We start from the raw sequence: 12,319 nt of genomic DNA, 5'->3' as shown, positions 1-12,319 counted from the left end.
TTCAGGAGAGCGCCGGTTCTTCCTGTTGCTCAATCAGTGGTTGTCGCACATTCGACGGTCGCCCGGCGAGGTGCGCACACTCGGCAATCACCTTCAGAATCTCGATCACGCCAGGGGTCAGCGCTGTGCCAAGGCAGATGCGCACGCCTGTGGTTGCATGGCCATCAGCGAAAAAGATCCCGCTGCCGGCCACGTGGCATCCGCGTTCGGTGGCCAACTGTTGCAGTGCGGGCATGTCGGTGTGCCCGGGCATTTCGATCCAGTGGATGAAGCCTCCGCGCGGTGGCACGTACACGGTTCCCGAAGGGAAATCTGTGCGCACCAGCGCTTCGACAAAGCTCGCCAGCGATGACAGTTGCGACCTGAGCCTGGCGCAGTGTTCTTCCATGTAGCCGCGCCCGATAAATTCGTTGAGAACATTTTGCGCAAGGCTGGAAACCGCCAGGTTGCGCGAAAACATTTGCGCAAGAATGGCATTGCGGTACTTGCCGGCCAGGCACCAACCGACGCGATAACCGGGTGCGATGGTTTTGGAGAATGACGAACAGTAAATCGTCTGCCCGCTGGTGTCGTAGCTCTTGATGGCGCGCGGGCGCTCTGTTTCCGGCACCAGGTCGAAGAAAATGTCGTCCTCGATAATCGGCACGTCCGCTTCGCGCGCGATCTGTGAAAGTCGTGCGCGCGTTTCATCGGGCATGATGAAACCACGGGGATTCTGCAGGGTTGGGTTGAGAAAGATCACCGCGACCTTTTTCAGTTTCAACGCTTCTTCGAGGTGATCGACGTCCAGGCCCAGTTTGCCGTGAGTGCGGATCGGCAGGGCGCGCATGCCCAAGCGTTCGATGGTCTGCAAGATGCCGTAATAGGTCGGCGTTTCGATGGCGACCGTAGCGCCTCTTGGCGCGACGGCTTCGAGGGCCAGTTCCAGGGCAATGGTGTCACCCGAGGTCACGAGGATATCGTCCGGCCCACAGACCACGCCGCGAGTCAGCATCAGCCCGGCGATGCGCCGTCGCAACGCCGGCAGGCCCGGCGGCGCGACCAGTCCGGTCAGCGAGTTGTCAGACTTGCCGGCCAGCACTGAAAGGCATTTGTTGAGGAGCACATTCGGTGTGAGGTCGCTGTGCAGGACCGCCGAGTTCAACGACGCGGTGGTCCGCGAGGCCGCTTGGGAGAGCATCGCGACCACCGCATGATTGACGTTGACCGTGACACTGGAGAAATCAAACCCGCTGGCGGGTTTGGCCTGCCCGGAGGCCGAGACGAAATAGCCGACACGAGGGACGGTCGACACATAGGCATCGGCTTCCAGATCAGCCAAGGCGCGCTGAACGGTAGTGATGCTGGTTTCAAACATTCGCGCCAGGGTGCGGATCGAGGGCAGTTTTGTTTCTGCTGCCCAATCACCACTTTCGATCTGACGAATAATCCAGTCCTTGACTATCCGCCAGCGTTTGTCCGGTAAATCAAACCTGTCCATAAGTTCTCTGTTATTTCTCGAAACAATTCAGAGAAAGTAGAGCAAAACGACTCCCGTTGCAGCAACTATGACGATGTTGAGGGCGACCAGTCCGAAGGCGAATCGAATCAGGTTGTTTTCTTCATGCCGATTGGCGCCCGCCAGCCCGGTGATCAGCGACAGAATCGACAGCGACCCCAGTGCACCATGCCCGGCGGCACTGTTGACCATCGCGGCCAGCCACGCCCCGTGTTCGCTGGTCAGCGCGGCGATGGACGGCATGACGAGGGTGTTGCCGCCGACGTTGGAACCGGTGACGTAACCGGCGATACCCGCCAGCAAGGCGATCGTCGGCGCCAGGGAAATCCCCGACAACGATTGCAGTGTGCGCTGTGCCTCGACGAGAAAACCGGCGTTGACCATCACCTGAGAAAGCAGCAGGAACAGGAAAATCGTCGTGACCGGAAACTTCGCCCGATTGAACAGCGCGCGCCATGGGAAACCCGCTGCGGCGCTTTGTTTGATCGCCATCAGCAGGGTAACAATCAGCAGCGCCAGGCCCGGGGATGCCAATGGCTTCCACGAAACGTGCTCGCCCTTGACGATCCACAGCGCATCCCAGCCCGACATGACAAACAACCCGCGCGACGCCACGATCACCCCCAGCAAGGCCAGATAAGGCCATGCCGCGCTCGGCCAACGCACCAGTTTCTTGCGTTGCGCGTACGAGATGCCCAGACCTACGCAGGCCACGGCAAGACCGGCCAGCACACCGGAGACTTCCGGGCCGATCCACAGGTTGATGGAAAACAGCACGGCGACGAACAGTGCCGTCACCACAATCAGCCCGAGCCACGGCGAGACGGTGCGGATGCCGCCCTGCCACATGGCGATGGCGGCCAGGCAGAGGAACACCGGCGCACTGATCAGCGCCGAATGGCTGCCAAGGGTTTCCGCCGGCAAGTGCGCTAGCAACGCGCCGATCACCGTGGCCAGACCCAAGGTGCCCCATGGCATGATGACCATGCCGGCCAGGGCAATTTTCATCCCCGACTGACGCGTGAACAGGCCCATGAGCAAGGGCACGGTAGCGATCAGCGAGACACCGAAACCGGTCATCGCTTCCAGCAGCGGCGCCAGGCCCAGCACGATGAAAATGACTTGTGCCGGTGGCGTCCAGCCGAGCTCCTTGACCCAGGCGCCGATGGCCTGCGGCGCACCACCGCGCTCGACCAGGATGACGAAGGCCAGCCCCGGTACGATCACGCACGCGGTGCTGAGAAACAGGATCGTGGTGTCCTGAAAGATCGCCGCGGCGATCGTCGTGGACACAGGCCCGGCCGCGCCCAATGCCCACAGCACGAGCACCAGCACCACACCCGCCAGCGCGGCTTGTACCGGTGGCCGGCGGACGATCAGGATCAATGCGATCACCAGAGCGATCGGCGACATTTGCAACAAGAGAGAGCTCATACACAGTTTTCCTTAACTTAATCGTGAGTCTGCCCGCTGTACTCGGTCGCCCGCATGGACGCGCGCTCACAAAAAGTCTGATACCACTCGGTCAGGCGTGCTTGAGCGCAAAAGTCCGATAGTTGGCGAAAGGCAATCCAGTCGAGCGCAGTCGCCAGGGCAATGTGGCCGATGGTGATCGGGCCATTGAGGTCGACGTGTTCTTCGATGAAGCGGTAAGCCTCTTTGAGTTTGAAGGCTTGACCGTCGGCGTAGGCCGGATAGCGCAAGGCCTCCGGGCGACGCTCGACTTCCCAACGCAGCTTGATGCCGACATCGCACATGCCCTGCGCCAAGGCCTGAAGGCGCAGCGCCTTATAGCGCTCGGGGCCGCTTGCCGGGATGAGTTTCGGCCCGTCGCTCAGGTCGTCGAGGTATTCACAAATCACGATGGAGTCGAACAGCGCCGTGTCGTCGGGCAGCATCAGCACCGGTACTTTGCCCAACGGGTTGGCCTTGTAGATGACCTCATTCGGCGACGTCGGGCTGGTCTCGTGGTGGATGACTTCCAGGTTCGAAGCAATCCCGAGTTCGTGAGCCAGCACCAGTACTTTGCGGGCGTAGGGCGAATGCGTCTGGTAGAAAAGTTTCATGCTGGAGTACCTGCCTGGAGGATTGCAGTGGCCGCGCGATGGGCGTCCATGAACAAACGCGAGGGCGTACCCGCCGAGGTGACGTAGTGGTTGTAGTAGCAAGAGCCTTCGGCGAGCGGGCCGAGTACCCAGATGTTGCGTACCGGTTCGCCCGAAATCGACTTGGGATGACACGCCGCATCGACATCGATGCCGTCGATGCCCGGCTCGTTGCTCCTCGGACGGATCAGGCCCAGTCGCGCGAGATCGCGCACCGGCGCGCAGTCGCTGTTGGTCACGCCACTGCCCTGGACATAGCCGGCAACACGCCGGAAGTTGTCTATCGCAGGTCGTGAGCCGGGCTTGAGGAACGTCAGCAGGCCCGCGTCACACAGGGCGAGCAGGTCGGCGTGGCGCTCTTTCTGCGGGCCAGCGACGAGGCGGTTGATCGCCTTGTGCCAACGGCCGTAGAACTGGCGATGCGAGGCGTCGGTCAGCCCGTCGAAATCCACGGCTTCGCGCAGTCGGTCACGCAGATCGCGCCAGACCTCGATGGCCGCTTTGATCGCCGATTCCCCACGCCCAAGCCGCGATTCGTACAGGTCAGCTTCGATCGTGTCGTAGATCCAGGCGTGATAGTTGTAAGGCGTCACGTCGTCGGGCATTGCGTGCCAGATCAGCGCCTGCGGATTGATCGAGCCGCAGGTAGCTTCGTAATCGCGCAGCATCGCTTCGCAAGCGACAATCCCCGGACTGCCCGCAACACTGATGGCCCTGAGTTGTGCCAGCACCTGCTCCGGCCCTGATTGGCCGTGCAGGACGGCGACGGCTGCAGCCCGCATCTCCAGCAGCATGAGCGGCAGGATGTCCTGCTCGAAATCCAGTTGTCGGTTTTGTGCATTCGCGCGCAAGGCTTCGATGCGCGCACTCGTCAGCAGCACGGCTTGGTGGCGGGGATTTTCTATCAGGCCATTGGGACGGGTTCGAAACGGCAGCCCGTCCCGCGACTGAATAAAGATCACCGGCTCGCGACCTGACGGTTCATAGGCGTGACTGGCGTCGGCCATCCGCTTGTAGTGTCCGCCCCGTCCAGAGGTGAGCGCCGCCAAGGTGTCCATCGCGCCCAGTCCCAGACCTTCGATCAGCACGGTTTCGCCGGGCTCAATGGCATCGAGGCTGCGAGGCAGCGGATAGATGTTCTCGACGCGTTTGTGATCAGCAGTTTGCAGGCGACCGGTGTGGCCGACCGTCAGGATCAGCCGGTCCACCGTCACCGCAGCCCCGGAGGCGCTTTGCAGAACGTACTGTTGACCGTCATTGCGCTCGACAGCCGTGACAGCTTGCTGATGCAGATTCACGCTCACCCACTGCGGGGCTGTGGCGAGGATTTGTGCAAAAGCGTCTGCCAGGTAAGCCCCAAGCAAATGACGCGGCAGGAAGTCCTGCGGCTCGACATCGCGCCCATCGGCGGCGAGCAAGCCGCTGTCCGGATCGACTTTGAGCCGTTGCGCGCGGCACCACGTCAGGAAATCCGGACCCGATCGTTCCCGTGCATCCGCAAGGTTCCCGAATGCTACCGCATCCGGGAATACCCCGAGCTGGCCGGCAACGGTGTTGAGCAGCAGGTAGTCCGGTTGGTCCGGCCAATGCGCGCCGCTACCGAGCACATTGGGATCGAAAATGTCGATGACGACGGGTTGCTCCGGGCGCTCTTCAGCAAGGCTCAACAGGCGTTCGAAAATCGACAGCCCGCGCGATCCGCAGCCGACCAGGCCGATGTGCAGAGGCGCCTTCACCATCTGCGCTCCTCCCCGAAGAAGGATGGAATGGCGACAGCCGAACCGTCCTTGACCGCGATGTCGTGGATCATTCGGCCAATCGCCAGATCGAGAATGCCCATGCCGAACGGCGAATAGATCAGCGGTTTGTCCGTGGCGACTTGCAGATCGCCGCGAATCAGCTGCGCCACGGTGCCGGTGACGAACTTGCGATGACCATACTTCTGCTCGGCCAGGTGCGGCGAGGTATTGGCTTTCAGGCAATGGGTGACGTCGTCGAAGTAGTTGTAACTTTCCTCGATGATTTCTGCGCCGATATCACGCAGCGAGATGTTCAGCACGATCTGCCCCGGGCGGAATGTCCCTCTGCCTTTGACATAAGGCTCGCCGGCACTGGTGGCGAACACCACGATGTCGGCGGTCAGTGCGTCTGCAAGCGACAACAGCCGCACATCCGGCAGGCCGAGTTGTTCGCCGAATGTGGCCAGCGCTTGAGCGGATTCGAGGTTGAGGTCATGAATGTCGACACTGTCGAAAGACCAATCGTCGGCGATGAACGTCTCAAGGATGTTACGGGAAATCACCCCGCCACCAATGATCGACAGCCTTGGCGCGCTGCGGCTTTGGCCATTGAGCCACCAGGCGCCGAGCACCGCGGATGCCGCCGTGCGCACCGCACTGATCAACGCGCCTTCCAGAAGGGCATAGGGATAGCCAGTGTCCGGATCGTTGAGGATCAGCACCGCCGACGCGCGCGGAATGCCCGACTTGATGTTATCGGGATAACTGGCAATCCACTTGATCCCGGAGACCGATTGATCGCCCTCGCTGTCGACGATCGCCGCCGGCAAGGCAATGATCCGGTTCGCCGGTTCCGCCGGAAAACGCAGGAAGTAACTGTCGGGGTTAACGGTTTCGCCGCGTTCATGGGTCAGGTAAGTCTGCGCGACGATCTCGATGGCTTCCTGACGAAGTCCGTTGAGTATGTCCTTGACGACTGCGCCGGGAATGACGTGGAACGGTTGAATCGAAGTCTGAGTGGTCATTGGGAATTACGCCGAAAGTGCCAGAGCGATTTCTGGGAAAAGTGGATGCAGCGCTGCTGCGCCGATGCGCTGGGAAACCCAGTCGTCGGAATAGATGGTTTCGAGGTAGCGCTCACCCATGTCCGGAGAGATCGTCACAACGACATCGTCGGGACGAATGTTCGGCGCCCATTGCTGGATACCCGCGAGGACAGTGCCGGTGGAGCCGCCGAAGAGCAGACCGTAGCGTTGCGCCAGCCAGCGGCAGACCTTGATCGTCTGTTCCTCGGGAATCGACAGGAAGTCGTGAATACCGGACGGCTCGAATATCTCCGGCAGGCGGCTGGTGCCGAGCCCCGGAATATGGCGCGTCTCCCCCGGTAGACCAAACGTGACCGAGCCGACGGTATCGACGGCGATGACTTTGGTGTGCGGATGATGTTCGGCGAAGTAGTTCTTGCAGCCCATCAGCGTGCCGGTCGTGCCAGCGCCGACAAACAAGTAATCCACGTGTGGAAACTTTTGGGCAATGGACCTGGCCGTCGCTTGATAGTGAGCGAAGGGGTTGGTCGGATTCTTGTATTGATTGAGCCAGATGTAGTCCGGGTTTTGCGCGACCATTTGCTCGATCAAACGAATGCGCGAATTAAGGTAGCCGCCGTTCTCGTCACGCTGATCAACCATGATCATCTCGGCACCCAGTGCCTGCATGAGCTTTCTGTTCGGCGCAGAAATATTGGGGTCGATCACACAGACAAACTTGTAACCCTTGGCGGCGCAGACCATGGCCAGCGCGACCCCCAGATTCCCCGACGAAGATTCGACCAGCCGAGTTTTATGGGTAATCCGGCCCTGGTTTTCCAGATCCGTAACGAGGGCGTGGGCGGTTTTGAGTTTTATTGATCCGGCAGGATTCAGTCCTTCGATTTTCAGTTGGATCGTTGCGCTGCAAAGATCCCCAATCTGCACATAACTATCTTCATTGATAAGTTGCTTGATCATACGTCGTCCGTTTCGCCTCTTATGCCGGGCGCACGGGGGCGCCAGCATTCATCCTGGAATGTCTGAAAAGCAGTAAAAGCAGTTCGCCTGTTGGGTTTGTTTTTAGATTTTTTAGCTGGACAGGAAGTGACCTTGCGGTGGACGCCGATCTATTCAAAAAATCAGGTATTGCGCTCTGCCGACTGTAAGTCGTCGAGCGTGTTGCGGGGTGCAAAGTAGAGCCATTCATTGGCTCGCCAAGGCTTGTAGAAATACTGGCGAATTTTCCTACGCGGGGAGAGATACAGATTTCGGGTTTTTTCCAGTACAGCTGAGGTTGGGGTGTATCCCCCGGTGCAGCCGGGGATACTCGTGTCCATTCCCAAAGGCCTCGCCCCCCACTGGGATTAAACCTCAGTCTCTCTTGAGGCTCTGATCCAGGCGTGCCATGGCGTGTTGCAATTGATCGACGGCCACGTCGATCAACGCCGCGCGCCCTTCGGCGCAGGCACACTCCAGATGTTCGCAGCACTCGATCAAACGCTCTGCACGGACCATTCGCGCACCGCCCTTGATGCGGTGCGCCAGGTCTTGCAGCCGGTGACGATTGCCACTGACGTGCGCTGCAAGCAGATCATCGCGATCGTAGCGATTGGTCTCGGCCAGTTCGCGCAACAACTGATTGATCAGCGTCCGGTCTTCACCGACGTAGAGCTCCAGGCCGGTCAAGTCGATCTCGGACGTTGCTTGCTCTTCAACCGGCGCTGGCGGCTCATTCACAAATCGGGACGCCAGCCAGGCACTCAGATCTGCCAGTCGGATCGGTTTGAACAGACAGTCGTCCATGCCCGCTTCAAGGCAACGGATCTTTTCCTCCGGCTGCGCATTGGCGCTAAACCCAAGAATCAGCGTGGGTGGCAAGCCATTAGCGCGCTCTTCATCGCGTATCGCACCCGCCAATTCATAACCATTGACCACCGGCATGTTGCAATCGGTGATGACCAAATCGAGCTCATGCTCGCGCCACTGCGCAAGACCACGCTCGCCATCCTCAACCTCCAGCACCTGATGCCCCAGGTAGCTCAGCTGCCGTGAGAGCAACAATCGATTGGCCGGGTAATCGTCGACCACCAGAATCGTCAGCAGCCGAGTGGCCACCTGCAATCCGCTATCCGCCCACTCGCCGCAGGTCAACGGTTGCAACGCAATCAGATCAAAGCTGATGTCGACCTGCGTACCCAGTCCGAGGACGCTGTCGAGCTGCAATCGGCCGCCCATCATTTCGCACAGAGTGCGGCTGATCACCAGTCCCAGACCGGAGCCATTGTGGCCTGACTGCTGGCTGTTACCGGCCTGCACGAACGGGCTGAACAGTCGTTGCTGATCGACCACACTGACACCGATGCCGCTGTCCTCAATACGCACACTGACTGCCAGATGCCCCGACACACCGGGCTCTACTTGCAGTGTCAGACTCACCTCACCTTCACCGGTGAACTTGATCGCGTTGCTCAGCAGATTGGACAGCACCTGCTTGAAGCGCGTGGGGTCGACTAACACGTCACAATCGCTGTGTTCGGCCAATTCGACCCGCCACTGCAAGTTCTTCTGCCGTGCCAGGCCTTCGAAAACCCGGCACACCGACTCCACCAGCGTGCGTAGATTGGCCCGCTCAGGGGTCAGCGACAAATGCCCGGACTCGATGCGGGCGATGTCCAGGATGTCGCCGATCAACGCCAGCAATTGCTGCGCGGCGTTGGATGCCACTTCGATGGCGGAGCGATCAGTGAAGCCTTCTTCCGCTCGCTTCAGCGCCAGTTCGAGCATGCCGATCAGGGCATTCATCGGTGTGCGGATTTCATGACTCATGGTCGCCAGAAAGGTGGTTTTGGCGCGGTTGGCATCGTCGGCGGCGTTCTTGGCATCCTGCAATTGCCCGAGCAGTTGTTGGCGTTGAGTTATCTGCCGACGCTGCCAGGCAATCCAGGCCAGTGCGAGCAACAGCAAAGCGCCCGCAGCGGCAAACGCCTGGAGAATGCCTTGGCGATGACGCAACCAGTAGCTGTCATCGACCACCACATCATTGCTCCAGCGGGCTAACAGCTCATCCATCTCCCGGGGCGAAATACTCAGCAGTGCCTTGTTCAGAATCGAGTGCAACTCCAGCGCACCACGGCTGGTGGCCAGAGCGATACGCGCCGGTTCATCACCCACGGTGCTGCTGATCCGCAGACGCTCGCGGTATTGCCGGGTGATCAGATACCGAGCCACGATCAATGAGCTGACTACCCCGTCGGCCTGGCCCTTGATCACCCATTCCATACCCTGCGCCGGACTCTGCACTTCGACCAGACGTACATTGGGCTCCCGAGCGCGGATGAACCCGAGCAACGGATGACCGCGATAAATCGCCAGGCGTTTACCGGCCATATCATCCAGGGTCCTGGGGCTTCCCGGGGTGGTCGCACTGACCAGTACAAACGGATTGTTCAAGTAGGCCCGAGTGAAACGCAGATCGACTTCGCGCTCGATACCGGGCGTGACCACCGGCAACACGTCGATCTTGCCGTCCTTGAGTTGCTGGATCTGCTGATCGAGGGAGTTACCCCGCTGCACCTTGAAGGTCAAGCCGCTGCGCTGGCTGATCAGCGTCAGCAATTGCGCGGTCAACCCGCTGAGTTGTCCCTGTGCATCGTAAAAAGTCAGCGGTGCAAAGCTCTCGATGGCACCCACTTCCACCGTCGGATGTTGATCCAGCCAACGTTGTTCACTGGCGCTCAAACGTACTCGCTCTTGACCCGCCATGTTGGCTCTTCCGGCACTCCAGCGCTGCTCGATGGCCATGCGCTGATCCATGGAGATCGCCGCCAGCGCCTTATCGACAATGCTCTTCAGACGTGGGTTGCCCCGGCTGAAGGCAAAGCCGAACGGATTGGCGTCCAGGCCGGAAGGCCCCACCAGGCGTACGTTACTGAGGTAGTTGTTATTGATGAGGTAATTGGCGCTGATGAAGTCCCCGAGGTACACATCATCCTGCCCGAACGCCACAGCCCCGATCGCGTCGAGTGCGGAGGGGTAGCGTTGCAAGCTCGCATCGGGATAGAAGGCGTCGACAGTCTGCGCCTGCAGATAGTCATCGACCATGGCGATGCGTTTGCCAGCGAGATCGACGGGCATCCAGTCGTCCAGGCGGGTAACCAGCATCGGCTGATCTTCGGCATAGGCGCTGGATCGGGTCAGCTCGGGGTCAGCCGCCTCGAAGTTGTTGGACGTACCGAGCAGGTCCAGATCATCGCGTTTGAGCGCATCCATGGCCGCCTCGCGCGTGCGATAACGAAGCACGTCGATTTTTACGTGCAGCAGTTGCCCCAACAGTGCGGCATAGTCTGCGGTGATGCCTTCCAGCTCATCAACGTTACGCGTGATCTCGAACGGCGGGTAGTCCGGCCCCGACACCCCGAGGCGCAAGACTCGTTTGCCACGCAACCACTGCCAGTCTTTTTCATCCAGCTGGACCTGATAACCCTCCACCGCGGAACGCCCCAGCACATGCAAAAGCGTTGGCTCATCGGCCGCCGTCACCGGTGCTCCCAGTCCACAGAACAGCAACAGAGCCCACAAACAATCGCGCATGATCGGGCTCACTCAGATCAGATGATTACGCTTGGCAAAATCCCTCAGGTACACCGCCGATTCCACGTTGAGTTTTCCAACCAGACGGGTCTTGTAGGTGCTGACGGTCTTGTGACTCAAGTGCATGACTTCAGCGATCGCCTTGTTACTGATGCCCCGGGCCAGATGCTGAAAGATCGTCAGTTCCCGGTCGGAGAGTTTATCGATCATCTGTTTTTCACTCAGTTGTATCGAGTTCAGCGACACCGACGCCGAGGGTAGCTGGGCGAAATAGGTGTAACCGCCCATCACGGCGTGCACGGCTCTGTGCAAATGCTGCAAGTCATTGGACTTGGCGATATAGCCTGCGGCGCCGGCGTGCATGCAACGATCCTGATAAAACATGGGTTCCTGGGACGTGAAGACCAGTACTCGGCAGGGCACCCCACTGGTCTTGATCCGCGCCAGCACATCCAGCCCGTCGAGCGAGGGCATCACCAGATCCAGTACCACCAGATCAGGCTTGTGTTCGCGGATCTTCGGCAAGACCTCATTACCACTCGCCGCTTCGTATATCTGCTTGAAACCCTCCTGCACCAGTACGATTTTGACTGCGGCGCGAACCACCGGATGATCGTCCACAATCAGCACTGACTTCATGGCAACTCCCTGTGCAACAACAACGACGATTGAGCAATCAATGCCCATGAGCCCGGCCCGGTTGAACGCACCGGCTGCGCAAAGACTTTTGCATGGAAAACCGGGCGCAACTACCTGACAGAAATGACAGTACCGACGAACGGTAGACGAGGGTCGATGATCGCCATCAGCCGCGCAATGGACGCCAGATCAGGCAGCATTGCGTGGCTCACCTCGACCGTCTGTTGAACGCAGGCAGGAATGGGCGGCAGTTGCGCCTGCTGACCGTCATAGATCAAGGCGTGATGAACCTGTTTGTTATCCAGGAAAAAATCGAACAGGTTCAACGCTCCGCCCGCCAGCGAGGCATTGATGACCACCAGATCAAATGGCTCGCAACCGTATTCGACCAGGGTCAACAGCTCTTCAAGGCTGTGCACCGGTGCTATCCGGTAGTAGTCGAGTTGATTGAACAGTCGCTCGACCTTCATGCGGTGAAAATGCAACTCGTCGGCGATCAGGATACGTAAGGCTTTGTTCGACAACGTGGGCCCCCAGGAGAGTGTCAGATTCGTGAGGGCGCAAGGCTACGGAAGACCCGTCGAGCTTTCTGTAGGACTTTTCCTAAAAACCGCGCCCATCTTCCGGTGAACTGGGAAGTTAAAGTCAAAAAAACGTCCGAACACGGTACTTCTGTAGGAGCTGCCGCAGGCTGCGATCTTTTGATCTGGCTTCTCGGCA

9 protein-coding genes are annotated in these 12,319 nt (G+C 59.6%); all 9 read right to left on the bottom strand.

The annotated features are described in order from the left end of the window. Position 1 precedes the first annotated feature (1 nt). On the bottom strand, positions 2-1,480 hold the full coding sequence (locus ACIQU2_RS20510) for a PLP-dependent aminotransferase family protein (RefSeq protein ID WP_347805841.1): 1,479 nt from the start codon (positions 1,478-1,480) through the stop codon (positions 2-4). Between the two features lie 27 nt (positions 1,481-1,507). Further along, positions 1,508-2,932, bottom strand: a complete 1,425-nt coding sequence (locus tag ACIQU2_RS20505; RefSeq protein ID WP_403143627.1) for an L-lactate permease — start codon at positions 2,930-2,932, stop codon at positions 1,508-1,510. Between the two features lie 17 nt (positions 2,933-2,949). Further along, on the bottom strand, positions 2,950-3,564 hold the full coding sequence (locus ACIQU2_RS20500; RefSeq protein WP_347806418.1) for a glutathione S-transferase: 615 nt from the start codon (positions 3,562-3,564) through the stop codon (positions 2,950-2,952). Beyond that, positions 3,561-5,342, bottom strand: coding sequence for an FAD/NAD(P)-binding protein (locus ACIQU2_RS20495; RefSeq protein ID WP_403143625.1), 1,782 nt, complete (start codon positions 5,340-5,342; stop codon positions 3,561-3,563). Before ACIQU2_RS20495 ends, ACIQU2_RS20500 begins: the two co-directional genes overlap by 4 nt. Beyond that, positions 5,336-6,367: a 2,3-diaminopropionate biosynthesis protein SbnB gene (gene sbnB, locus ACIQU2_RS20490; protein ID WP_347806420.1), complete on the bottom strand. Its 1,032-nt coding sequence runs from the start codon at positions 6,365-6,367 to the stop codon at positions 5,336-5,338. The genes ACIQU2_RS20495 and sbnB overlap by 7 nt, the downstream gene beginning before the upstream one ends. A gap of 6 nt (positions 6,368-6,373) precedes the next feature. Further along, positions 6,374-7,348, bottom strand: a complete 975-nt coding sequence (gene sbnA, locus ACIQU2_RS20485) for a 2,3-diaminopropionate biosynthesis protein SbnA (protein WP_403143623.1) — start codon at positions 7,346-7,348, stop codon at positions 6,374-6,376. A 393-nt stretch (positions 7,349-7,741) separates the two neighbouring features. After that, complete coding sequence (locus ACIQU2_RS20480) at positions 7,742-10,960, bottom strand: transporter substrate-binding domain-containing protein (RefSeq protein ID WP_403143621.1); 3,219 nt, start codon at positions 10,958-10,960, stop codon at positions 7,742-7,744. A gap of 12 nt (positions 10,961-10,972) precedes the next feature. Continuing rightward, on the bottom strand, positions 10,973-11,599 hold the full coding sequence (locus ACIQU2_RS20475) for a response regulator transcription factor (RefSeq protein ID WP_347803898.1): 627 nt from the start codon (positions 11,597-11,599) through the stop codon (positions 10,973-10,975). Between the two features lie 110 nt (positions 11,600-11,709). Continuing rightward, positions 11,710-12,123: a response regulator gene (locus ACIQU2_RS20470; RefSeq protein WP_347803897.1), complete on the bottom strand. Its 414-nt coding sequence runs from the start codon at positions 12,121-12,123 to the stop codon at positions 11,710-11,712. Between the last annotated feature and the right edge of the window lie 196 nt (positions 12,124-12,319).

It is taken from the genome of Pseudomonas sp. NPDC098740 (assembly GCF_044760065.1).
Classification (GTDB): Bacteria; Pseudomonadota; Gammaproteobacteria; order Pseudomonadales; family Pseudomonadaceae; genus Aquipseudomonas; species Aquipseudomonas rossensis.
The sequence above is the reverse complement of the archived record's forward strand: the minus strand, read 5'-3'. Positions and strand labels throughout refer to the sequence as shown.